The sequence below is a fragment of the Paenibacillus sp. FSL H7-0940 genome, from assembly GCF_037979415.1.
Taxonomy (GTDB): domain Bacteria; phylum Bacillota; class Bacilli; order Paenibacillales; family Paenibacillaceae; genus Paenibacillus; species Paenibacillus amylolyticus.
The window spans coordinates 2,944,390-2,969,483 of sequence record NZ_CP150280.1; the positions used below are offsets into that span (position 1 = coordinate 2,944,390).

Consider the following 25,094-nt stretch of genomic DNA (forward strand, 5'->3'; position numbering starts at 1 on the left):
CTTCATTCAGCTTACACCCTGTGTCTCCTGCGATACTCAGATGGACTTATGCCCAACGTTTTGGAGAACACTCTACTTAGATAAAAACCGTTCTCATATCCGCATCGCTCGGCAATTTGGTTAAGGGTCAGGCTGCTGTCAGCCAAGAGGTTCTGCGCTTTTTTCAGACGGACCCGTTTGAGATAGCCTGATGGCGTCTCCTGAAAAGCTTCCCGGAAACGCCTTGTCAACTGCACCGGACTCAAGGCCAGTCGCTGTGCCAATTCCTGAAGGCTGATCTCCTCTTCCGCCCGCTCCTCCAGCAGCGCTGCCGCTTCAGCCATTCGTGCATCTTCGGTAAATCTCCGCTCCTTTAAGCGATTCTGTCTGCGTTCCACCTGATACAACTGCCACAAATCCATCATAAAATGTGTCTTCCAACGGGCAACTTCCCCCTTATTCTCCTCACTGTCCTGGCGTAAATAAGCGTACGTCGAGGCTAACCGCTTCGTGTCATTAATCAGCGATTTTCCGGCTGGTGGCAGAAACTCCTCCTCCTCCAGGCTACTGCTAAACTGTAAATAGTGAAATGTCAGCGGGGTAATGACTGTCCGCCGAAAAGGAACCGCCGGGGGGCACAGCACCAGATCGCCAAAACTCGCTTCTCCGATCTGACCCCCAATCTCATAATGGAATATTCCCTCTTCGACGGCAAAAGCCACCCAAGTCGTATAGATATCTTCCGTAAGAGCAAATTCCCCTTTTTGCTTCCAGTAGATGTGGTTAAGCAGCTCCATGACTTGACCACCCTTTCTGTGAAATAAAGTATATGTTTGATGATAGTATAGTGCATTTAAAAAGTGAATATATAAATCTAAGATGAAATTATAGATATGTAGTTGGAGTCAAGGTGGATCTAACTTCAGTTAAGGAGGTCACAGATATGAAACAAGAGCATGTACAATACGACATCACCGTCATCGGCGGAGGACTTGCTGGTGTATGCGCCGCGATAGCCGCTGCCCGCATGGGGCAGCAGGTGGCGCTGGTGCAGAACCGCCCCGTGCTTGGCGGCAATTCCAGCAGCGAGGTTCGGGTCTGGGTGTGCGGTGCCACCGCCCACGGGATTAACCGTTATGCCCGGGAAACGGGTATTATGGGGGAATTGTTTGTAGAGAATCAGTACCGCAACCCGGAAGGCAACCCGTATCTCTGGGACTTAATCATTCTGGAAGCCGTTCGAGCTGAATCCAACATCAGCCTGTACCTGAACACGGATGTACATGAAGTCGAGGCTACTGGCGATGGGGATGAACGAAAGATCACCTCTGTCACTGGCTGGATGATGGGTTCTGAGCGCAAAATCCGATTCGAAAGTCAGATCTATCTGGACTGTACGGGTGATGGATTGGTCGGCTTTCTGGCTGGAGCCAAGTTTGCACTCGGCCGGGAAGCCCGCAGCGAGTATGGCGAAGAGTGGGCACCAGAGGTGGCTGATCAGATCACGCTGGGCAGTACACTCCTCTTTTATACCAAGGATGCTGGTGCGCCTGTCCGTTATATCCCGCCTTCTTTTGCCAAGGATATTACACAGACCAGCATTCCGATTCGCCGGGTCATTCGCAGCGGGGATTCCGGTTGTCATTATTGGTGGATTGAATGGGGCGGTGAACATGACACCGTTCATGACAATGAGCTGATCCGTGATGAACTGTGGTCCGTGATCTACGGGATCTGGGACTATATCAAGAACTCCGGCAAGTTTGATGCAGATCATATGACGCTGGAGTGGATTGGTTCTCTACCTGGCAAAAGGGAGTACCGCCGCTTCACGGGTGACTATGTGCTCACCCAGAACGATATTATCAGCCAGCGGGAGTTCCCGGATGCCGTTGCCTTTGGCGGCTGGTCCATTGACCTGCATCCCCCGCAGGGCATGTACGCCGAAGCGAGTGGCTCGAAGCATATGCATGCCGATGGCGTATATCACGTGCCGTTCCGCTCGCTGTATTCCGCAAATGTGCGGAATATGCTCATGGCCGGGCGCGACATCAGTGCATCACATGTCGCCTTCGGCACAACGCGCGTCATGGCAACATGCGCGGTCATCGGCGAAGCCGCGGGTACGGGCGCGGCGCTCTGCGCGGCCATGGGGGTGTCGCCGCGCGAGCTGCACGCGAGGCATCTGGCGGTCCTGCAGCAGACGTTGCTGCGGCAGGACGCTTCTATCATCGGGGTGCGCAGCCACGATGAGCTGGATCTGGCCCGGCGTGCCAAGGCTACAGCCTCCAGCACGCTGACGGGCATCGCCCTTGAGCAGCCTGGCGAGACGTACCCGCTGGGTACAGATGTCGCCCTGTTGCTGCCTGTGCATCCAGTGCTCAGCGGCCTGGAGCTACTGCTGGATGCATCCAGCGATACCGCACTGACGGTAGAGCTGTGGGATACGGGGCGTAAGGAGAACTACGTCCCGCATTCGTTACAAGTTACGGCGACTGTTAACGTTACAACAGGAAATGCGCAGTGGGTGAAGCTGCCGCTCGAATGGCGACCGGAAGAACCGCAGAATGCTTTTATAATCATCCGCTCCAATAAAGCCGTCTCACTCTACCATTCGACAGAAGCACACAGCGGAGTGCTGATCTTCTTCAAAACAGAAGAAAACCACGTGTCCAAAAATCTGGAGGATCATGCCACGAATCAGCCTGTCGTATTATGGTCCATGCAGGGGTTGGCGCGTCAGCCATTCTGCTGTCGTACCCTCTCTGAGACTTCGGCATATTCAGCGGACAACACGATTAACGGTTATCATCGCCCTTACGGTGGGCCGCAGCAATGGATGTCGCAGCCGATGCAGTCTGGGAAGCCAGAATGGGTACAACTGACATGGGAAGAGCCACAAACCTTGGCTGGATTGCACTTGACGTTTAATGATGATGTGAACGAGGATCTGGTTAATTTACATCACCATCAGACAACATTCCGTGTGATGCCTGAGCTGGTGCGTGATTATCACGTGGAGGTACTGACTCCTGCTGGCGAATGGACACAAGTCGCAAGTGTTCAAGAAAATCACAAAAGAAAAGTTATTCATCCCCTGGATGTCCCTGTGTCAGCTCAGGCTCTGAGAATTATAATTGATGCCACAAATGGCAGCAGATATGCCGAATTAATCGAGATTCGAGCTTACTAAAACAAAAAGGAGGATACAGGAAACTGTATCCCCTATCCTCCGTACAAGTCCGCCTGATTCTATTCGGCGGTTGGAGCCCGCAAGCCCTCAATCAGGATAAACAACGTAAGTGCTTGTCCATATCCCATCGGACTGATCGCTATATCTTTATAAAACTGAGCATCCTGCCCCACAGGTGTACCATAGGACACCTGCTGTACAACGCCGTTATCATCAATCTGTTTCAACACCGCTTCAAGCGCACTCAAGCCATTCTGGCGATAGGATTCATCCAGGTATCCATACCGGATTCCCTTAAGAATGCCGTATCCAATCGCTGCCGTTGCCGAGGTTTCTTTGTAAGAGGTTGGATCATCCAGCACAGTGTGCCACATGCCATCCTCACCTTGAAGCTTGCTCAGTGCTCTAACTTGAGCGGTTGCTGTATCCAACAGATAGGCCTTTAGCCCGTCTTCGATCGGAATGATATTCAGGAAATCCATAACTCCCGCCGTATACCATGCATTGCCTCTTCCCCAATGAACAGCACCATAGTTATGATTTTCATTGAAATCCCAGCCATGATAGAACAATCCGGTTTTCTTGTTATATAGATATTTGATATGCACAAGGAACTGTCGTTTGGCTTCTTCCACCATGTCGGGTTTCTTGAAGTATACCCCTGCCTTGGCCAAAAATAGCACCGTCATAAACAGGGTATCAATCAGAATTTGACCATCATTGGCATCTCCCGTGATCATATGTTGAAACGCACCATCTCCGGTTCGCAGCAGTCCATCCATGATCCAACTGCTCCACTCCTCACAGACCTGTTCGTACTCCTTGTTTCCGGTCAGCTCGCATAATGAGATCAAAGTAAGGAGCGGAGCGCAGGTGTTCACATTTTTTTCCGGTAACCCTTCCATCAGCCTTGCATTATACCATGATTCCAGAAATTCTAGCACTTTGGGATCTTTCGTTGCCTCATGGAGCTGGAGCAAGCCATACAGACCGACACCTTGCGGCCATTCCCATAGATGTATGTCGATTAGTCCGATGGGAAACTGTTCATTGATGCTTGTGTTTTTCATAGACTCCATCGCTTGGGATACCTTGCTTATTCTCTCCTGTAGCACCATTTGATTCAGCATGTTGGTTATCACTCCCTTGGTTTCTTACACACGATTCAGCGCTCCATGTCCAGTAACTTCAGTTGTCCCTTCACTCCATAACCTTCGTGTATAATTTCCTCTTCTTTAATAAGAAAAGGCTTGTTCATTCCCCATTGAATTGGACCATATACCGGGTCTGTTAGAGTGAGAGTTAAAGCTTGATTATCGAATTGCGGACTTGCAGAACGAACTTGGTTGATAAAAGCGTCAAATGACCCGAATTGCTGTTCGCTTCCTGCTCTTATAATCCAGGCGTTACGCAAGCCAGGTGAAATAAGCTCACGTTTTCTTGTCACCCCGCCGCTCTCCATACTCGACCCGTTGGCCGCATATATAGCTGCATAACCCTTATCCAAACGGGCAAAGTGCCAGTTCTCATGCCTTACCCATTCCGTGAAGGAGTGAGTAGGAAAATAAGCATGTGTCCAGTCAGAGTTGTTATCCGCAGGAATATCAAACATCATCAACGCGATCCCCTCATGCTGAACAACATCGGGCAATATCCCATTCCCAGCCCAGAAGCAAGGTCGACCATCCCCATGCTTGTATATTTCTGCCGGATGATTCACCCAGATTAGCGCCTCAGGTGACAGAGATAAATGCTGGACATGCTCCTGATAACCTGGCTTGCCTGGACGAAAGCGAATGATTGAGGATAAGGAGTATTCCCTGGTCCGACAATGATAGAGCTTGGCGTAACCTCCCTTGCCCTGCTGATTAGCGAACACCAACTGCTGATTGTCCCCAAGCAACAGATGCTCCTGATATGCTGCTGGAGGGCTGTAATCCGATAAACTCAAGGCAACATTGCTTATTGAATAATTGTTTACATTGCCAACGCCATAAGCGATCCAGCACATTGAAGTTGTTCCCGCTGCATAACCACCCAGCAGTTCCTTCTCATAGCTGCGCCCAAACGTTGTGGACAAGACTCCTTGATGCATCTGAACGGTAATATAATAGAATAACAAGTCCATTGCCTTTTTGGCTTGCTCTCTGAGCTGTTCATTATGGGCAAATTCATAGATATGCAATAGCCCAACCGCATCAATTGGAATGTATGCACTTGAATTCCATTCTGCCAATCCTTCATCCAAAAAGCGCTCAAACCATAATGCAAGCCTCTGCTCTGCTTTTTGACGGTGTACTTCACCGGATTCACCACTGTTGCTGAACGTTTCATCCCCAAACAGCTGTCCGGCTAACAGTTCATTGGTATGGAACAACAAGGCATGGTTCTCACTGAAGAACCACATCACATCATCGCCAGGTTCATCTATCCAATACCGATAGCCCAGAATGCTTGCTTTTACCCGATCCCAGAACGATTCACTGAACAGACCGCTATTTCGCTCATCTCTCCAAAGACGGAAAAGTCCCACCAGATAGAAGTCACTGCAATCCTTCCGTTGCTCAATCCCTTCCACACCCTCAAGCAAAATGTTCTCCGCTTCTTGCAGATTGCCTCCTGTTTTGAGCATGGCGATGGCCTTATGAATATTGGAACTGCCCTTCTCGGCAATGCATCGCAGAGCCAGGGATTTGCGAGCTTCAATATCCGCAGCTTGCTGAGCTGCCTCATCATAGCTCGTATCATAGGATTGGCAGCCAAACTTCTTGGTTAGTACAACATTTGAAACTGAAATAGCCAGCGTGAAATATACGTAATGATGACCGAGTTGATTCGTATGTGCCAGGACCAAGTCCGTTTCCTTTTCGGCGATGTGTATCGTCTTGTTTTCGGTACCGTCAAAAAAATTGCCATACTGAATATCAACCTCTCTAACGATATCCGGTAAGGGAAGAGGCAGCTTGAGCTTAATCTGCTCACCTCTGAAGAGATCCGAAGGAAAATAAGCCTGTTCGAGGGCTTGCTCTGCGGATTTTACAGACTCCGCCAAATGAGGAGCAATAGGCAGGGAAATCACCAATTCCTCGTCTCCCAGATATTCCACCGCAAAAGCATACATGGTATCCCGCTCAGCCAGATCCTCCCAGCAGGCATAGATCTCATTGATTCCAGCTACAAGTTCAGCTTTAATAACGATTTCCTGCTCCTTGTTACGCATGAGTGGCGCAAAATCCGTTACCATTTCCCCATTCACCCACAACGTCAGACTGCCATAGGTCTTAATCCGCAAAGAGGCGGTATGAGCAGTCGGAGAAATGAGTCTTGTCGCCGCGTAACTGCGCAGATGTGTCGGTACAAACCAAAATCCTGATTGCTCCACACGTGGATTATTCCAAGGAGAATACAGTGCCCAAGGCATTCCGTTCTCTTCTCCAACGAAGTCGTCTCCCGGGCTAGGAAACTCGCTCCATTGATCAAAAAATCGGTTCACAGGCTGCGTTCTCCTATGTTCTACAAATTCCTTTCTGCATGGATTCTCATGAATGGCAAAACCATCGATAAGCCAATCATTAATATCTCCCTCCATCGTTGTTGGAACAAAGGCAACAGGCTTTGTATATATGCCGCTGATCATCCAATGATTAATGACCTGATTGTGACCTAATTTCATAGGTTTATAATTCAAGGTATCCATCCCACTCCGGGTGGTATCTGACATTCAACTCATCCTTTCATTCCTGAAGTAATCATACCGCTGACAAAATACCGCTGGAAAACCATAAAAACAATGAGTACCGGAAGCATCGTGATGACGGACATCGCAAGCAAACTTCCCCAATCCACGTTGTATTCTCCAATAAAATTAGAGAGCGCAAGCTGAATCGTATATTTCGATGGATCACTAATCGCAATTAACGGCCATACAAAATCATCCCATCTCCACATGAAGGAGAAAATTGCGAGCACCGCAAGAATCGGCTTCGCTATCGGAAGAATAATGCTCCAGTAAATTTTCCATTCGCCAGCTCCATCCATCCGGGCAGCTTCCAGCAGCTCGTCCGGTACGGACAACAAATACTGCCGCATAAGGAACACACCTGTTGGGGTTGCTGCTGGCGGGATAATAATCGCGAGCAGACTGTTATAAAGCCCCAGTGCACTCAGCACCTTGAATATGGGGATCATAATTACCTCAATCGGAATCATGAGTGTTGAGACAAAAGCAAGTAATATGATCGCGCTTCCGCGGAAGCGATATTTCGCCAATGCAAAACCTGCCATGGAGTTAATCAATAACAGTAGCAGCGTTGAGCTTACAGTTACGATCGTACTATTCATAAAATACAAGCCAAAATCGCCTTTACTGAATGCCTCCTTGAAATGCTCAAAGGTGACGGGTTGCGGCCACAACTTGGGAGGGAAGCTGTACAGATCACTATTCGTTTTCAGAGAAGAAATCACGACCCACAGGACAGGCAGGAGCCACACCACTGCGGCAACACTTAACAGACTGTAGATGAAGATTTTGACCATAGGCTTCATTACCATTACGTAGCCCCTCCTTTCGATAGACGGAATTGCAGAGCCGAGAATCCACCAATAAGGATAAACAGTATCACCGACATGGCACTGGCTAGACCGAGCTCCTGTCTGTTAAAGCCAATCTCATAAATATATTGAACAATATAGGTGGTATCTTTGCCCGGCCCACCACCTGTAAGCGCAAACATAAGTGGGAATGCTTTGAACGCGTCAATCAGAGTCAGCATAACAACAAGTAAACTTGTGGGCTTCAACAACGGGAGCGTAATATATCGAAACACCTTTATTCCCGTTGCCCCGTCCAAGCGGGCAGCCTCATAATAATCCGTAGGTATAGCCTGCAAACCCGCGATAAAAATGACCATGAAAAAGCCTGCACGTGACCACACTGTCGCGATGATTACAGCCGTATTTGCCCAAAAGGAAGAAGTTAAAAAACCAACAGGTTCCACACCAACCACGGTTAACAGATGATTCAAGATGCCGAATGAATCTCCGAAAATCCACTTCCAGGTCAATCCAACGATAATGTAAGAAATCATGGTCGGCCAGTAAAATACGGCCCTGAAGAACCCGCGCATTCTAATCTCGCGCGCAAGCAGCAAAGCAATGCCTAACGCTGCTGCATATATTAGCGGGACAACAATCGCTGCATAAATCCCCGTTCGTCCGATGGTCGACCAAAATTCCCGATCCCCTATAATTTTGATATAATTATCCAGCCCGTTGAACTTCATTGGGTTCAATCCATCATAGACATGGAAGGAATAATAGAGGCCCAATAAAGAGGGAAATACGATAAAAGTTCCAAAGATCAGGAGGTTAGGTAGTATAAACAGATAAGGAGCAATAATGAGCTTCCTGTTCTGTTTTGCCAGCGTATTTTTGTTTAATCGTTGTCCTTCACTCATCTGCTTGCCCCTTCCTTATGCGTTATTCGAAAGGGAGGCTTTACAGGAATCGCTAAGCCCCCGTATACGAATTAACCACATGGCTTTACGTTTATTGACTGCCAATAGCCTCGTTAATCAGCTTGGCTGTTCGATCCAATGCCTCCTGCGGAGTTGCCTTATCGGATAAAACCTCAACAATATTATTTTTTAGGTCCGTTGAAATTTTGGATATAATGGTCTGTCTGGACCAGTCATTAGCTGCAAGAGGCGAACTGTTCTTCAGTTCATCTGCGAAAATTTCAAACATTTCCTTGCCGAATTCATAATTCAATACAGAGCTGTCCTTCCGTGGACTCATAAACAATGATTCTTGGTTATATTTTGAATTCACTTCTTTGGACGTTAAGTATTCAATAAATTCTGCCGCCTCCTGCTCATATCCGCTGCCTTTGAATGCCATCAGAAACTTCCCGCCTGGTACGGAAGAACGTTGTGTTCCTTTTGGCATGTAGGTGACTCCCCATTCAAAATCAGTGATATCCTTGTAATTGCTGATCATCCAGTTGCCAGCCCAGTGGGTAGCCACCGTCCCGGAACGGAACAGGTTGTTCGGATTTTCCCCTCCGAGCCATACGGATTCGGGCATGATTCCTTCTTGATGAAGCTGCTTGAACTGCTCCATGCTACGAATTCCGGCTTCACTGTTAATCGCTGCTGCAGTGCCATCCTCTGTTAAGATGCTTCCGCCATTCTGATACAAAAGAGTGGACCATCTATGCGGTGTGACATCCCATACCATGCCATAACGTGCTCCGCCTTTGTCCATAACCTCTTTTAACGCAGCTGTGTATTCATCCCACGTCCATACCTGGTCAGGAGAGGTCGGTACTTTGACGCCCGCTTTATCAAATAAGGTTTTGTTATAAATAAGCCCATTCGCTGTAACATCCATAGGCGCCGCTACCAGCTTATCATTAATAACATAATAAGGTTTAAGTGAGTCAATAAATTGATCCTCGAATTGGTCCGCATTGTCCACGTAAGGTGTCAGATCAACCGCCTGATTAGCAAATGATCCGGTATCCGTGACCCGGCTCAAGGCAGGTGGCTTTCCACCGGATAACATTGTTTTTAATTTGGTTTGGATATCCTTGAAGCCAACTTCAATCAGGTTGATTTTAACCTTGGTATTGGTCTGCTCATACTCTTTAATGATTTCCTTGATGACTTCTCCTTCTTTTCCGTCAGAGAACCACAGGAAATCCAGGGTTGTTTGTTTTGGATTAGCATTGGTACCTGAATTTCCGCAAGCAGTCAATACGATGAGTAACATGACCAATACCATGCTAGTGATGAGCTTAAACGTTGTTCTTCTTGTCATATCAACATCTCCTTGGAAGGTTCTAATGAATTTTGGCTTCGTTGAGCAATTCACTTTTACGGAATAACTGTGGTGATACACCCACATATTGTTTAAAGGCCCTGCTAAAATATACAGGTGTGTTAAAACCTAGCGTCTCAGATATGGACAAAATCGGTGCATCCGTAGACAGCAACAATTTTTTGGCCTCTGCAACTCTTTTCCGTATAACATAGTTGCTTATGGTATATCCCGTCGTCTCTTTGAAAGAATGACAAATGTAGTATTTATTCAAATGGAGTGTTTTGGACAGTTCATCCAATGAAACATTCTCCGTATAGTTCTGGTTTAAATAATGAAGAACCCGGCTTACGCTTGTCTGCTTCTGGGAAGAACATAAGATAGGATTGGCGGATTGCTCACTGGTTGTTTTCCGGTAAATCCGCAGTAGCAATTGGGTAAGACTCAATTTGACCATTGTTTTGTACCCTGTATTTCCTGCCCCCATCTCCTCCTTGATTCCCTTAAATATAGCTGTGATATACTCACGCTCCTCCGGAGGCCAATGCACCAATAACCCATTCGGATGACGGAATATGGACATCAGATTCTCCAACTGACTGACAGCAAGCATGTCCAAAAGCAATAATTCCGTGAAATTGACAAAACTTCGCTTGTACACCATTTCTCTTGAAGGATTGATTCGGTGGGGCACACCGCCTCTGAATATAAACATATCTCCAGGCAGCGGCTTATATATTCGGTCACCGATTAAAAAGGTTGCATCTCCTTGAATAAAATAATGTATCTCATACCCATTATGCGTATGAACAGGCCATTCATCCTGAAAATTATCTGCTTCTGATCGCACATAAACTTCATTTTCCTGCAAAGCAATATTCGTCGGGGTGTGTATGGTTAGCATCAGTAAGATCTCCCTTCCCAGAATATAAAAAGCAATATAGTTTAATAATTTACAATGATAGCGCTTTACAATGAATTGTATCACAGTTATTTCGATCTAATCTGAACTATATTGCTGTATTGTTGATCACAATTGTTGAAAATGATTAGAAAGGAATTTATAGGGATTTGAAAGATGAAAACAAAAAAAACCGCTGTCCAGCCCGTAGGCTATCACGCGGTCCATTAGCATTACCTTTCAAACCCATTCATCCCAATGGTTTTCAAGAAAAATGACTTCTTTCTCATAGTGGGCCAGATGCCCCTCTTCGACCATCTTCATAAAAGCGACATCTCCATCAGCCGCACGATCAGTCAGTGTTTTACACATGAAACGGATACGGGATATGACCCAATCCTTCAAATCTGCTGGAACACTCAGCCCGTACGTAGCCATGAATAAGGCAATCCGTTCTTTTCGAACAGTTCCGTGTGCCTGGCTGACGTATGGCATTACACCCTTTCCGTCCATCTCTGGTGAGAAATTTGCGAGTGGAACGGATGTATACAAGACATAGGCGATATCCCACATTCGCGGACCCGGACCCGCCATATCAAAATCAATAATGCCTTGAGGACGGCCATCCTTGTACACCACATTATACGGCGCAAAATCGTTATGACATACAACTTCCTCTTCTGTTATGCCTGGATATCTGTTCGTTGAAACTGATGTTGTTGTAAATCCAACGGTCGCATCATGGTAACTCCTCAACAGTTTTGCGACTTCAATCAAAGATTCGTCTGACCACATATACTCTTCTAGATCAGGGTAGTCATTGCCTGGAACGATGCCTTCAAGGTAAGAGAGCGTTTCTCTCCCCTGTTCATCTATTCCCAGAAATAGAGGGGCATGATCATAACCAACTTTTTCGAGATGTAAAAGCAGTTCAACCACATATGGATTTGGTTTCACATGCCGGCGAACCGTCTCACCTATTCTGACGACCTGATTCACATTACCTCCCGATAACACTTCCTCCTGTTGGGCCACTTTCATCCCTCCTCAAGCTAAACTTCCTTGTTATACCCATGATTACGATTTTTCTTATAACTCCCGGGGAATCCCGCCACCAATAGTATGAATCCAACAAAAAACATGAAGTATACGAGTAAACCTGTTGGATGCTCGTTCATCTGAGCAAACTGGGGTACGTTCGTCCCTCCTGACGCATATCCTGCTTCTACTATAGCGACAGAGACTCGGATTGAAATTCTCTCCATCGTTGAAATAAACACACTGCCAAGCATGAGGACTACACCCAAAATCTTGTTAATATTATTCATTTCATGCCTCCTTGATTAACCGTCCACTTTTTATGAGGTTATCTACTTAATGTCTTTCGATTCTCTAGTCCATATTCCTGCATGTTATATTAACGGTATAAGTTACGTAGCTACCACTTGGTGCAGATCCATACTATTTTCGAAAAAGGTTGACCGTTCAACATAATACAGATCATACATCTGTTCATTCATATTAATCCGTTGATATACATCTGGACACACATCATTGGCTAACTTCACATAAGGCAGTTTTTGTACCGCTTTTCTGGATCTTATATTCTGCTTGCGTATCTTCATAAATACCGTTTCAATCCCATGTTCCAGAAACAATTCAACAAAAAAGGCTGATTTGGCTCTTTGGCTATACCCATTTCCAAAAAACGGTGAACCAATCCATGTGGCTAAAAAACCGGTTTGATGCTCAATATGATATAGATCAATGGTACCAATAGGCTGCCCTGTTTCATTCAAAATCGTTCGGGAAATCACTGTCTTTTGCTCTTCTTCGACCATCAATTGTTTGGTCAGGAATAGATATTCTTCATACGATTGGCATTGATAACGAACGTAAGGAGAAACTGCGGGGTCCATCATTAAGCTGTACAGTGAAAGGCATTCCTGCAAATCACGTTTTTTTAACATTCTGTCTACCACCTAGTCCTTTTAGTTCGCTATATCAAGCAAATTAAGTATATAAAAGCTATTGTGGGATTTAATGAATTCTGTATGTGGCTTATGTAAAATGCATTGGTAAATGTTGTTCATCTTCATCTCCGGTAGCACAAAAAAACGGCATGTCCCTTTTACAGGAACACGCCGTTTACACGGATACAGCCAGACAGTAATTTATTGCATACCTTGCATGATGGCATTAATGATATTTTGCTGCGTCACGGTTTTGTTTGAACGGTTAAACAAGGCGAATCCATGTTGACCGTTATGCCCGTTATCCCAATAAACAGGAACCATTTTGTATTTCTTGGCTTTTGCTGTAACTGCTTTGGCGTAAGCAGCACGATATACATTGTTGCTGGAATCATAGGACGTTTTATCAATGGAACCGAACTCACCAATCACTACGGGATAGCCCTGAGTCACAAATTTGTCGTACATGGACTTGAACTGCGATTCAAGATAATCCTCTTGTCCCCAAGTAGACTTCTTGGCAGGATTCGTAGAAGTTGCACCCCACTGTGTGATATTACCGTTTTCCTCACCTGCAAAATCCCACGGAGAGTAATAATGTGCCGAGATCATGATTCTCTTCTGCGAACTAGGAATAGCCGAGGATCTGTAATTATCTGTCGGAAGAGCAAAGCCATAATTACCAACAGTGTAGTCAATATTGGTATTCCAGCCTGGAATCAGCAACCATCTGGCATTGTTGTTACCTCCAGTCTGACGAACCGTATCCACGAAGATTTGATTGTATGCGTTCAGATTGGCGTAATAGGCCGAGTTTGGATTGCCATAGGTACCATCGAATACTTCGTTCATGGATTCGAAAATAAGACGGTCATTGTAGTTGCTAAACTTGGTGGCAATCTGCTGCCACACCTTCTTATATTTTTCCTTAATGGCAGTCTGATTGCCACCATTCACGAGTAGCCATCCACCCTGTACGGAATTAAACCCATCACCATGAATATTGATGATCACATACAGACCTTCATTGTACGCATAATCCACGACTTGCTGAATTCGATTCAGCCATGCCGCATTGATTGTATGATTGGGAGCGCTTCCAATGTTACTCAAATAGGAAACGGGAATACGAATGGATTTGAAGCCTGCCGCTTTTACCTTTTTGATTAACTCTGGAGTTACCGTAGGATTGCCCCAAGCTGTCTCATTCGGTGTACCGTTCACCGCCGCTTCCAGCTGATTGCCGAGATTCCATCCTGCACCCATCTCAGACACTATTTGCGAAGCGTCCGCTGCTGATGCTTTAGCGCTCCATCCCGTAAAGGCTACCGCAGCCACTAATACCAGTGCCAAGCTGCTGATGCCAAATTTCTTCCATTTTTTGAACATAACCATACCTCCGCTTATTCTATTATTTTTAACAAGCAGTGCAGTTAATCTATGCATACAGATTGAATGATTCGAGAATACGTGCCTCCTCTCTCTATCGATCAAACAAATGAATTCTTCGTCCAACACCAACATAATAACACATTTATGGAAAATAAAGCGATATCTTTATTGTTTTTTGTGACTATTTACTACAAAATAATCCATCTATCCGTTTAAGTGGATTGCTTGGATTTGTTCTCTATCAAAATCAATAATCATAATGTGATCGCGCAAAATATGATCTCCGTAAGATATTGTTGCGCCGTAATCGGCTATACTGTTAAATGTGATATCCACACGATAGACTTCAATCTCATTAAACCAATTCTGATGTACTTTTTCCTGAAGTTCATTCTCATAATAATCTCGAAAGACAGTCTCACAAGTTGAAAACCACTTAATGTAGTCTTCTATATTATGAACAACTGAATCTAACGGTATATTAGTAGACACATATATTCGAACGTCATTTAAATCCTCATCCTGTATGCAATGTTTAAATATTTGCACAGTATTTTGCAGAGTGTAACACCGGTAACTCTCATCACTCTCTTCTTCAAGCTCAATGAATTCATTTAACAATATGATCTTGCTCCTCTCAATGCATATTAAAATAGCTCATTTAACCACTTTACGAATTTTTCTTTCTCTTCGAGCTGTGGGTAATGCGCCGACTCGTTGAATACAATGAAGTCTTTGATCGGTGCATCCAATACGTCAAAATAATCACGTGCTGCATTTGCAGTGGTCATATAATCATATTTACCCGTTACAAAATAGGTAGGAATCTCCAGATGATTAACAATATCAGGTAAATTTTGATCAAATGCTTCCCTCAGTAAGATGTCTTGTGAACTGAACATCCCTGAATAAAAGCGAATCATATCCAGCCCATTATATTCGGGATTTAAAAGGAATCCTGAAATATAATCTCTATTCTCGTTGATGAGTCTGGCTGCACCACCGTACTTTTGCAACAAAATTCTAGGCGTAAGTTCCTTTCCTTGCTCGATCGAGCTGCGGATTAGCTCCAGTTTTTTAACATCATCTTCATTACCGGCTTGTTTCGCTTGCTCGTACGTGTACTCCAAACTTTCCAGTTCGCTCTGAAGTGTATTAGCCATCTGTCCAATCCCTATATAAGCGTGAAACTGAGTAGGTGCTTTAGCCGCAGCTTTCATCCCGATGTATGTACCAAATGAATGACCGATTAATATAACCTTCTCTTGACCTAACTCCTTAGATACATAATCCCTTAACGCTAACAAATCATCTACTAATACATCTGTTGTGAGATTCGAGTAATCTTCAAAAAAGTGATAGGACTTTCCACTCCCACGTTGATCGTAATGCACCACCGTGAAGTGTTGCTCAAGCTCTTTCTGATACTTCCTTACGTATGGAATCTCCGAGCATCCTGGCCCACCATGCACAAAAATCAGGATAGGGTTAGTCCGATCAACACCCCTGATCATGACTTCATGTCCTGTACCGTTATTTTCGACCTGCTCTAACATGCTGATGCTGTTTTCACCTTTAATTTTGGGTGTCCATGTGGGAAATATCAGAGCTACTATAACTATTAAAATAATACTAGGTATGCTGTATTTGAGTGTTTTACGTATTTTTTTGCGCATGTAATGCTCCTTAAATATAAGTTTCATTTGTAATTCTACCAACGGTTCCTTTATCGTAACGGATACAACAATTCAACGGGTTCTATCATCAGCTCTTCTTGGAAGATGTAATTGTGATCGGCTCCAACGATACATATGAATGGTTCCGAGTATCCCAACCGTTGTCATGTGCCCAGCTCCTTTATCATATGTATATCGTTCGGCTCTTTGTCATAAAGTTCTTGATCAATCTCGCTTGCAATCTGACTGCCCTGACTTTTATAAAAGGATACCGCTGATTTCGTCTCTGTGGAGGAGATATACAGATACTGTGCACCACGTTTCTTAGCCTCTTCACCTAACTCGTTTAGAATACGTTTACCAATACCTTGTCTTCTGTACCCGCGTGAGACATACATCAAGTCAACTTGTAATTGATTTCGTTCTTTTCCTCTATATTGATGTGCCAGCACACCAAATCCGATGAATTGATCGTCAGCAAACGCACCATATGCCATGCCACCTTGTTCTAATTCGTACACATATCGATTTTGAATCTCCTTCAAAAGCATCTCATCCCAGTTTGAGCACTCATGATTTTGTTCAAGCTCAACCAATCGGTTCTCTCTCATTTCATAAATGAGATCAATATGTTCCGAACGATCTATTTCCTGCAGCTGATTCACATCATCAAGGGTCAACGTTCTATACGTTATCATGATTGTTGCATCTCTCCTTCCCCATGTTATTTCTAAGATCCTATGGCTTTATTGATCGAAGTCTATATTTATCAAAGACCCTTTTATCGTACAAAATAGTGTATTCCTTGTTCTCTTCAATTAGTTTTGACATATCCATTGGAACGGCTATTGTTCTTTCAAGATTATTAAAATTAATTACAGTCATTTCATTTTCACTAATCTTTTGAACAGTAACTGCTTCAAAAATTGAAGTTCGAAAGGAATTCCATAACAAAATTAAAATCAATAAAAGTAATAGTGACATGATGAGTCCCTTATTCTTATTCACTAGTTCTTTTCATCTCCTTTAGTTTCAAAACAGAGTTCCTCCAACTAAAACTAGCTTATTTTAATTTCAGGTAACTCATTCAAATGATTTATTTCGATAGTGTATTTCTTAAGCTTATGGTTCTCAAGTCCATCCCATCTGTCTGAGAAACGATAAAACATATCTCCGAAGTTCATCCCTTCAGGTAATACATCCACAAGCTTTATTTCATCAATTTCAGACTCCGGTAAGCTCTCCAGCGATTTAACCTCAGCATAAGAAACCATACCAAAGCTTCCATTCCATTCATATACACCATAAGGTATCAATTCGAAGCGTACTGCCCCTGTCTCTTCATAGAGTTCTCGACTTGCCGTGTGTAAAATGGTTTCCCCTATTTCTTTGTTGCCTCCTGGGATCTCCCAACCTCCTCTTTTCCTATTTTTTATAATGATGAATTTATTGTTGTATTTCGCGATCATAACTGCAAATTTGATTAACTCCGGATCAAGTTCATCTAGATCAAACCAGTGGCTCATGTTATCTCTCCCATAAACAACTATTCTTTCAATATATAATTGTTAAACCATTGAAATGGTAACAAGCTATCATCGGATATAATCGTTGTGAATACCGCAATCAATCCTCGCTTTTGGTTAACAAAGATATATTGCCCTCTGAAATATTGAGTCTATCACTTTATTTCCAACCTGTAGATCACTTCATCATCTGAATTGGTTCTGTTCTCACTAATGAAGGACATGCTCTTATACAAATGCTGTGCTATTTCGTTATCCCGTTCAACCGTTAATGAAATAACCTTGCACAACGGATGCTGTTTTGTAATGTAATCTAGAATGGCTCTTATAGCGCGCTTTCCCATTCCTTTTCCTTGATAGGATTTATCGATTTGAAAACCACCAATCCAGTAATTTTCTGTACTATCTGGCGTATAACTCAGATAAAAGAAACCAAATATCTTACCATCGATCTCAAGTACGTAAGGATCAAATGCTTCATCCCACGGTTTTATATAGGCGTAAGCGATCCCCTCAATAACAGATGGAACTAATGACAATTGGTGTTCATACAAAGAGATCTTCAGCGCCTCTTCCCAATTCTCTCGGGTGACTGGTTGTATTCTTATATTCACCACTGCATCTCCTCTTTCGACAATCCTTGTTTAATTCTAAAGTTCTTTTCAATTTCACTTACAACCACTTCCAAATGATGTTCAATCAACTGTATCGCTTGTTTTTTATTCTTCGTGATTGTTGCAGTCTTATGGTTTTTGTTAATTGTACATATAACTTCTTCTATATTATATTGATGGTTCCATTTCACAATCATCTTGCATAAGTTCTTGAATGACTGCTTGTAATTCCACAGTTGCAAACCCAGTCTGGACAATACAAACCTTTTTATAATCCGATAATCTCTAATGAAAACATTTGGAGCTAATACAAAAATCAAATCCGCTTCCTGGATGGACTTAATGGTCCAATCTTTGCACTGCACTCCTTCTATAATCCAAGCCTCTGAACTGATAATAGATTGGATCGAGTCATCCCTAACACTTTCAGGATATCTCAGATTTTCGGCGCTTCTGTCCCATATGAGATTGTCTAATTCATAGGAAGGAATACCGTATTTATCCGACAATTCTTTGGCTAATGTTGATTTCCCACTACCGCAAGATCCAATAATTCGTATTCTCATACATATTCTTTCTTCAAAAATGCATAGATGACATTATCAACAAATCGATTTTTCCAATAAAAATGTTCTTTCAATATGCCTTCTTCACTGAACCCAATTTTCTCAAGTAACTTTCTTGATCCCGCGTTCTCTGGCTCTACAAATGCTTCAATTTTGTTTAATTCAAGGTTTTTGAATCCATATTCAACGATTTTCTGAGTTACCTCGGTCATATAACCCTGCCGCCAGAACTCCGGTGCTAGCTCATATCCCATCACAGCTTTATGATGTTGTTTCATCCAACCATGAAATCCGCATGTTCCAATAATTCTGTTGTCCGATTTCAAAGCAATTCCCCAGCGAATAACCTGACCATTTTCGAATCGTTCTTTCCATCTTTGTATGAGTTCTTCAGCTTGTTTTATATTTGTGAAACTTTCTACATCGTAGAATCTTGTAACTTCATCTGACGAAAAATATTGAAATATGTCTTGGGAATCACTCTGTTTAATCTCTCTTAGCAGCAATCTTTTGGTTTCTAGCTCAGGAAATGGAGTCATATTCACTTCACCTCAATCGAGTATACTGCTACATTTTTCCCTATTATATCTACGTCCTTCTCGTGTTTCATGCCATTCTTTTGCGCGACTTTCATAGAACCCACATTGCCATGTTGAATTAGAGATATTAATCTTTTCTGCTTCAAGTGACCCATGCCATACTCTTTCCACGCTTTCGCTTGTTCATATCCGTAACCCATTCCCCAGTATTGCTCTATGACCCAGTAACCAACTTCAAGCTCATCAGTGCCTTCAATGATTTGAGGAATCAGTCCAGAGGTTCCAATTAACTTGTTATCCTCTTTATTAAATGCGAGGAACAGTCCTTTATCATCTTTATTCCAGTTGATGAACTTTTCCAGGCTTTGCATGGTTTCTTCCTTCGTCCAAGGTCCTCCATGTCTTATAAATTTCATCATATTTGGCTCACGTGTCATCTCAAAAAGTAAATCAAAATCATTTTTAGTATATTTCCGAAATTCAAGTCGTTCTGTCTCCATCTTTCTCTCAACTCCTTCTTCATTCATAAAGATGTAATCGTATTCATACACATTCAAATATCATGGGGGAAACGGACTAGAGTGTGTCTTCAAACTCAGGCAAGTAAACGGTGATGGGTGCCAGCTTACCGTCCGAAAATTGCTAAAGTTCAGGGTGACTGATGCTGGCGAATGGCCAGGTGATTTCTAAGGAACACAGGACATCTTATTCGGCCTTCAGGTCCTCTTTTAGAATTGTAAGGAACATGAGACATCTTATTTCTCAAAATCATCTGACAAAAATGCTACAAAAGGCTATTTTTTCTGGTATAGCGTGTCTCAGATTTCTTAGATTTCGGAGGGCGTTTCAAATTCCCGAATAAGACGTGTCAGGTTCGTTAGCGTTAACACCTAACACTAAACTCAACGCTATGCTAATGCATAACAACGAAAGCATGGGAAGTTCTATCAAACCTTAGCAGTTAATCCCAAGCTTCTTTATCACCAGACCGATAGTTTTGTCCTAGCATCATTCTCATCTGTTAAATATTCGAGAGATTCAAATCCCTGTCTATTTATATGATTATACAATTCCTCGACTTTCTCTAAATCTTTACAATAAACCGTGACGTAGGTACTATCGATCACAAGAAGAACCATCTGACAGTCACTCAAAATATAATCTTCATAGGTGATTACATCTGTTATTTGTGAGCCTTTTGGAAATGCTTTTAAATTCGCAAATATTAAATAATACTCGTTGTTATCAATAATCTTCTGTAATTCTTCTCCATTCATACCCATAATCATATCTGGAAAAAGATCATCCCCTAACGTATCATCAACAACGAAGTAGGACTCCTCCTCACCAATAAACCAATCGAAATTAGATACTTCCATTGGTTTTAAAATCTCCCCAAGAAAGCGACCATAGGCATTTGGTATTTCAAAACGTATTCCTCTGTTCATCTACTCACCCTCTTATCATTTACAATTCGAAGCATAATAACAGTACAGTTATTTCAATCGATACTTCTCATTATTTATAATTCCACTTACTATTTCAGGTAATTGTGCTTCTGTAAAATGATTCGTATACAGCTTGTTATCTACTCTCAGATCCGGATGATTTTCAAACTCATCCAGCAGAATTATACTTCTTTCTTTCATTTGATATTCTTCTGCTCTTAGACGGTCTCTACGAATAATGGTTTGACGATCAACCATTATTACAACATAGATTATGCCAACATGATAGTCTGCCAATTCTGTCATTAATCCATCAATGTCTTCCGGAAAGGCCACATAGTCCAGCACTACATCGTATTTATAATCCAATAAGTTCTTCACTAGACTAGATATATTTTTCCAAGTTAAGTCGTTTGTATCCTTATCAAGCCAGGGTTTACCTCGCCCTTTGACTGGAAAGTGACTAACCGCATCTCCAGAAATGTAGGCACTTTTATCTAAAGTCTGAACCAGCAGCTTGGAAGTTGTAGATTTCCCTACTCCAGGGGGGCCAGATATAATATATAGGTTTCTACTCATTCTCTATTCTCCTTACAATATCTTTTGGAAACTTCCAATATCCAGCTTTCTATCGAATTTATATCCAATCTCTTTAAAAAGAGCACATTGTTCATAACCATTTCTCTCAAATAATGATTTACTTCTTGTATTCTCCATGCAAATCGTCGCAATTAAGGTATGAAACCCTTGTTCTTTTGCAATCTTCTCAATAAAACGTAGTGCTTGTTTCCCTAAGCCTTTTCCCAAAATATCGGGCTTCAAATATATGGTGACTTCACCGCAAATGTCATATGCCTGTTTACTCTTATACTGGGTGATCAGAACATAGCCCATCATTTGATCGGTTTCAAGAATTACATAAGTTTTATACCGTGTATCCTTGTTCATGACAGAGGATTTAATCTGATCAAGATCTAATTCCTCCGTATGAAACGAAATCGTTGTATTCATTACATAATAGTTATAAATCACTCTAATTTCAGGGAGGTGTTGTTCGGTTACCTCTTCAAAAGTCACAGTCGTCAATTAGGTTCCATCCTCTTCTGTTCATTTCTTCATCATATGTATGAAATACCGCGTCTAGATTTAATTCACCGTAAATATGAGGATATTCCCTGCCTTCATTATACAGATCTTCCCATATAGCTTCTGACTTTATGTTAGAATTCCATTAATCAACGCGGCTTCCCACTCTTTTCTTAAGAGTACATGTACAATCATCATCCTAAAATCCTCCTTAATAAAAAATGATAATTATTTGGATAGGACCTTCCTCAATATGAGTTCTATGATTTCACTAGTCTCCAGATGATCGGTAATAATGCGAGTTTGAAATTTTTCATCTTTGAAAGCTTCAACACACTTTGGTGCTTGTTGATACTGCCAGCCTCCATACTCATCTCCACGTTTAGCCAAACGATGATAAATCGTCTCTTCTGTAGCCGTAAGGCAAAAATGATGAATGTCCTGATCGATCTCTTTCAACCCGTTATAGATGTAATTAAAGTTTTCCTCTTTATAGATGGTCATGGGGATAATTAAGTGTCTGTTGTATTTCTGCTTTACTTCTTTAGCCGTCTTTACGGTTAGAATTTTCCATAAATCGATATCTTGAAAATCATCCGTACGTTCCCTTTCCTCTCTACAATTCTCCGGAAGAAGTTTTCTGAGCATATAACCTATTTCTTCAGGATCGTAGATCATGCTGTTTGCAATTAAGGGCTGAAGTGCTTCAGCTGCAGAAGTTTTTCCCAAACCAAACGCTCCGTTAATCATTATAATCATTTGATCCTTTCACTCCCATTCAATGAAATTTTTCAATAGAAACAATCTTTCTCATATACAATTTCATCCATTATAAATGTTTTCCTTCCACTTTTGTGTTACAAAATGGCAAAAAACATGATGAAATCCCATTGGGTCAACCCAACGGGATTTCATTATAGTGCATTATGTTTCAATCAACCTAAGCTTGTTAATGTATTTCCAAGTAATCGATATATATGTCCCATGTCCCGTCATCGGCTGTTACAACCAACTCAATGACCTGATTTCCCGTCCCATGACTGATATTATTCAGGGTATAAACCGCTGGAGCGCTTCCGCCAAAGTAAAAGGTTCCCTTCGTCTGTCCGCCAATCTTCAAATCAACTCTAGCCATGTTGGCATTGTTTGAAGCTCCACGAAGCGAGAAATTATGAGTGCTCGTTGCAAAATTCTGAGTGTATTTAACCAAATCATTGTTGGCATAAAGGACCACACCATTGAAAGGAGAACTGATATTGCCGGTGTATTGTCCACCTTTGGTCATGTTCTCAGCTTCCACTTTTGTTCCGTTACTCGGGGGATTAGTAGTGCTATTATCGGGTGCGACTGCCCGACCGGTAGTTGATGAGATCATGCCGGAGCAAAGGCCGCGATTCTTCAGATTTTGTGCAATCTGCGGAATGGCCTGAAGTGTCGTCTGGTACTGATCATGCATTAGTATGACGTCACCACTTTTCATCGTATTCATAGCTGCTACAATCTGGGTTGCGCTGGCACCATTCCAGTCTTGGGAATCTACGTTCCACAGTACTTCCTTCAGACCGTTTTGGCTCACAACGGATTTCAAGGTCGCATTTGTCGCACCGTAAGGAGGTCTGAACAGTTTAGGTGAACTTCCGGTAATAGACTGGATCGTCTGTTGTGTCCGAGTAATCTCTGACGACATCTGAGAACTGTTCAATGTAGTCATGTTTGGATGTGTATAGGAATGATTGCCAATCCACATACCAGCTGCTACTTGTGCAGAAACCAGAGATTTATTATTTTGTGCATTTTGTCCAACATTGAACATCGTTGCCCGTAAGCCAGCCTGCTTCAACGCGTTAAGCATGTTTGTTGTATTTCCAGATGGGCCATCATCAAACGTCAGACCTACATAACCATTCGGACAACTTGCATCTGCAGCACGAGCATCAGGCACCCCCGGAATAGAAAACAAGGTACCGAAAAGTGCGAGAGATATTACCGCCTTTGCCAGCTTAACTTTGAACATAAAATTACCTCCCTCATAGTTATATTCACAGCATAATACCTTCTACACTCCCTCTCTTTATCGAACTCTCACCCCTCGAAAAAAGCGCTTTCAAAAGTATGTAATCCGCTACGTCCTTTCTCATAGAGAAGAGCTTTTAGTTCAAGGTGAGTTCAGTATAAACGATACCTCCATTTAAAGTAAATTGAATTTTATCCAAAATGTTCTAATTTTTCGCGAATTCTAGAATCGCCTGTTGTACATCTCCCGTCCAGCACTCTCCTTTGTAAAAATATCCTCCGGGGGCACCATGCGCTTCGGGAGTGTACGCCCTGCAATAATTTCTTTTGTAGCCTGCATAAGCTGAGGACCAAGCAGCGGGTTACATTCCACCACAGCGTTGATTTTCCCACTCGCCAGAATTTCAAGTGCTTTGCGGGAGCCGTCCACCGAGACAATGATAATGTCCTCTCCCGGCTTCAGCCCAACTTCTTCTATCGCTTGTATGGCGCCAAAAGCCATTTCATCATTATGGGCAAAAAGAACCTGCGGCCGTTTGTCTTCCGGGACCTGAAGGAATTCTTTCATGACTTGTTTGCCATTGTCCTCCGTAAAATCGGCAGGAGCACTTTGTGAGAAGATGATATCTGCTCTGGTGTCAAAAATGCTTCTAAAGCCCTCACCACGCTGGATGGAGGGTGTAGAACCACTTGTGCCTTGCAGTTCGGCAATCCGTATCAAACCCGGATGATTTCGCATCCGATCCTGAATGTACTTCCCGGCCTTCACACCTTCCTCATAAAAGTCCGATCCAATCGTTGTCACAAAAAGTGAAGTGTCTTTGACATCAACTGACCGGTCTACGATGATCACAGGTATGCCTGCATCCCTGGCCTCCTGAAGAATACCATCCCAGCCCGATTCCACGACCGGTGCAATGGCAATGACATCCACCTTTTGCCTGATGAACGACCGAACAGCCTCGAACTGTTTCGTCTGAGACTGTTCTGCATTTTTTATGACAAGGGAGATTCCCGATTCAGCCGCAGCATTGCGAATAGACGTGGAGTTTGCCAGACGCCAGGCACTCTCTCTGCCCAGTTGTGAAAAACCTAAGACAATCGGTTTCGTAGAGGTATCCCTTGCTACCGCTGATTCCATCCATTCCTCAACGGAGGGAAGAGTTTCTAAGTTGTTAGACGAGATGGGAGGAGGAACAGATTCAGACTCAGGGGCTGTGCAGCCGACAAGCAGCAGTAGAATGAACAAACACAACCAGTTCACATGTCTTCTCACTCACGTATCCCCCATCTCCATGTTACGCTCAGCATTCAGCAATGCAAAGCGCATATTGTTATAACATTGTGTCGGTATCCGTATTCAATATCA

26 protein-coding genes are annotated in these 25,094 nt (G+C 43.1%); 1 reads left to right on the top strand and 25 read right to left on the bottom strand.

Annotated elements, in window-relative coordinates; translation table 11 throughout:
* Nucleotides 1–11: 11 nt before the first annotated feature.
* Nucleotides 12–776 carry an AraC family transcriptional regulator gene (locus tag MHB71_RS12685; protein WP_036670526.1) on the bottom strand — a complete coding sequence of 255 codons (765 nt, stop codon included), beginning with the start codon at nt 774–776 and terminating at the stop codon, nt 12–14.
* A gap of 146 nt (nt 777–922) precedes the next feature.
* On the opposite strand from MHB71_RS12685, the gene MHB71_RS12690 reads away from it, so the two are divergent.
* Complete coding sequence (locus MHB71_RS12690) at nt 923–3,172, top strand: FAD-dependent oxidoreductase (protein ID WP_340029795.1); 2,250 nt, start codon at nt 923–925, stop codon at nt 3,170–3,172.
* 59 nt (nt 3,173–3,231) lie between these two features.
* Here the strand turns inward: MHB71_RS12690 and MHB71_RS12695 are convergent, their stop codons facing one another.
* The 24 genes from MHB71_RS12695 to MHB71_RS12810 all read right to left on the bottom strand — a co-directional run bounded on the left by MHB71_RS12695 (nt 3,232) and on the right by MHB71_RS12810 (nt 25,001).
* Nucleotides 3,232–4,302 (bottom strand): glycoside hydrolase family 88 protein, encoded by a 1,071-nt coding sequence (locus MHB71_RS12695; protein ID WP_076327783.1) that lies wholly within the window; start codon nt 4,300–4,302, stop codon nt 3,232–3,234.
* A 35-nt stretch (nt 4,303–4,337) separates the two neighbouring features.
* Nucleotides 4,338–6,893, bottom strand: coding sequence for a hypothetical protein (locus MHB71_RS12700; protein WP_340029796.1), 2,556 nt, complete (start codon nt 6,891–6,893; stop codon nt 4,338–4,340).
* A 5-nt stretch (nt 6,894–6,898) separates the two neighbouring features.
* Entirely contained in the window at nt 6,899–7,723 is an 825-nt protein-coding gene (locus tag MHB71_RS12705; RefSeq protein ID WP_340029797.1) for a carbohydrate ABC transporter permease, read from the bottom strand.
* Complete coding sequence (locus MHB71_RS12710) at nt 7,723–8,628, bottom strand: sugar ABC transporter permease (RefSeq protein ID WP_076327780.1); 906 nt, start codon at nt 8,626–8,628, stop codon at nt 7,723–7,725. Before MHB71_RS12710 ends, MHB71_RS12705 begins: the two co-directional genes overlap by 1 nt.
* 91 nt (nt 8,629–8,719) lie before the next feature.
* A complete protein-coding gene (locus MHB71_RS12715; RefSeq protein ID WP_076216234.1) occupies nt 8,720–9,991 on the bottom strand; it encodes a sugar ABC transporter substrate-binding protein in 1,272 nt (423 codons plus the stop codon).
* A 22-nt stretch (nt 9,992–10,013) separates the two neighbouring features.
* A complete protein-coding gene (locus tag MHB71_RS12720) occupies nt 10,014–10,895 on the bottom strand; it encodes an AraC family transcriptional regulator (protein ID WP_036609061.1) in 882 nt (293 codons plus the stop codon).
* A gap of 237 nt (nt 10,896–11,132) precedes the next feature.
* On the bottom strand, nt 11,133–11,933 hold the full coding sequence (locus MHB71_RS12725) for a phosphotransferase (RefSeq protein WP_340029799.1): 801 nt from the start codon (nt 11,931–11,933) through the stop codon (nt 11,133–11,135).
* Between the two features lie 11 nt (nt 11,934–11,944).
* A complete protein-coding gene (locus tag MHB71_RS12730) occupies nt 11,945–12,220 on the bottom strand; it encodes a hypothetical protein (RefSeq protein ID WP_036609065.1) in 276 nt (91 codons plus the stop codon).
* A 102-nt stretch (nt 12,221–12,322) separates the two neighbouring features.
* Nucleotides 12,323–12,862 (bottom strand): GNAT family protein, encoded by a 540-nt coding sequence (locus tag MHB71_RS12735; RefSeq protein WP_340029801.1) that lies wholly within the window; start codon nt 12,860–12,862, stop codon nt 12,323–12,325.
* 204 nt (nt 12,863–13,066) lie between these two features.
* A complete protein-coding gene (locus MHB71_RS12740) occupies nt 13,067–14,254 on the bottom strand; it encodes a glycoside hydrolase family 5 protein (RefSeq protein WP_340029802.1) in 1,188 nt (395 codons plus the stop codon).
* Between the two features lie 207 nt (nt 14,255–14,461).
* Complete coding sequence (locus MHB71_RS12745) at nt 14,462–14,878, bottom strand: hypothetical protein (RefSeq protein WP_083677368.1); 417 nt, start codon at nt 14,876–14,878, stop codon at nt 14,462–14,464.
* 26 nt (nt 14,879–14,904) lie between these two features.
* Entirely contained in the window at nt 14,905–15,933 is a 1,029-nt protein-coding gene (locus tag MHB71_RS12750) for an alpha/beta hydrolase (RefSeq protein WP_340029803.1), read from the bottom strand.
* 164 nt (nt 15,934–16,097) lie between these two features.
* On the bottom strand, nt 16,098–16,631 hold the full coding sequence (locus tag MHB71_RS12755) for a GNAT family N-acetyltransferase (protein ID WP_340029804.1): 534 nt from the start codon (nt 16,629–16,631) through the stop codon (nt 16,098–16,100).
* Between the two features lie 360 nt (nt 16,632–16,991).
* Complete coding sequence (locus MHB71_RS12760; protein ID WP_340029805.1) at nt 16,992–17,459, bottom strand: NUDIX domain-containing protein; 468 nt, start codon at nt 17,457–17,459, stop codon at nt 16,992–16,994.
* 155 nt (nt 17,460–17,614) lie between these two features.
* On the bottom strand, nt 17,615–18,073 hold the full coding sequence (locus MHB71_RS12765; protein WP_340029806.1) for a GNAT family N-acetyltransferase: 459 nt from the start codon (nt 18,071–18,073) through the stop codon (nt 17,615–17,617).
* Nucleotides 18,070–18,639: a hypothetical protein gene (locus MHB71_RS12770; RefSeq protein ID WP_340029807.1), complete on the bottom strand. Its 570-nt coding sequence runs from the start codon at nt 18,637–18,639 to the stop codon at nt 18,070–18,072. The genes MHB71_RS12765 and MHB71_RS12770 overlap by 4 nt, the downstream gene beginning before the upstream one ends.
* Nucleotides 18,636–19,178 carry a GNAT family protein gene (locus tag MHB71_RS12775; protein ID WP_340029808.1) on the bottom strand — a complete coding sequence of 181 codons (543 nt, stop codon included), beginning with the start codon at nt 19,176–19,178 and terminating at the stop codon, nt 18,636–18,638. Before MHB71_RS12775 ends, MHB71_RS12770 begins: the two co-directional genes overlap by 4 nt.
* Before the next feature lie 2 nt (nt 19,179–19,180).
* Nucleotides 19,181–19,678: a GNAT family N-acetyltransferase gene (locus MHB71_RS12780; RefSeq protein WP_340029809.1), complete on the bottom strand. Its 498-nt coding sequence runs from the start codon at nt 19,676–19,678 to the stop codon at nt 19,181–19,183.
* Between the two features lie 480 nt (nt 19,679–20,158).
* On the bottom strand, nt 20,159–20,626 hold the full coding sequence (locus tag MHB71_RS12785; RefSeq protein ID WP_340029810.1) for a DUF2691 family protein: 468 nt from the start codon (nt 20,624–20,626) through the stop codon (nt 20,159–20,161).
* A gap of 48 nt (nt 20,627–20,674) precedes the next feature.
* Complete coding sequence (locus tag MHB71_RS12790; RefSeq protein WP_340029811.1) at nt 20,675–21,205, bottom strand: AAA family ATPase; 531 nt, start codon at nt 21,203–21,205, stop codon at nt 20,675–20,677.
* A gap of 12 nt (nt 21,206–21,217) precedes the next feature.
* Complete coding sequence (locus tag MHB71_RS12795) at nt 21,218–21,703, bottom strand: N-acetyltransferase family protein (RefSeq protein ID WP_340030170.1); 486 nt, start codon at nt 21,701–21,703, stop codon at nt 21,218–21,220.
* Between the two features lie 237 nt (nt 21,704–21,940).
* Nucleotides 21,941–22,471 (bottom strand): AAA family ATPase, encoded by a 531-nt coding sequence (locus MHB71_RS12800; RefSeq protein WP_340029812.1) that lies wholly within the window; start codon nt 22,469–22,471, stop codon nt 21,941–21,943.
* 190 nt (nt 22,472–22,661) lie between these two features.
* Entirely contained in the window at nt 22,662–23,726 is a 1,065-nt protein-coding gene (locus MHB71_RS12805; protein WP_340029813.1) for a polysaccharide deacetylase family protein, read from the bottom strand.
* Nucleotides 23,727–23,948: 222 nt separating this feature from the next.
* Nucleotides 23,949–25,001, bottom strand: coding sequence for an ABC transporter substrate-binding protein (locus MHB71_RS12810; protein WP_340029814.1), 1,053 nt, complete (start codon nt 24,999–25,001; stop codon nt 23,949–23,951).
* Between the last annotated feature and the right edge of the window lie 93 nt (nt 25,002–25,094).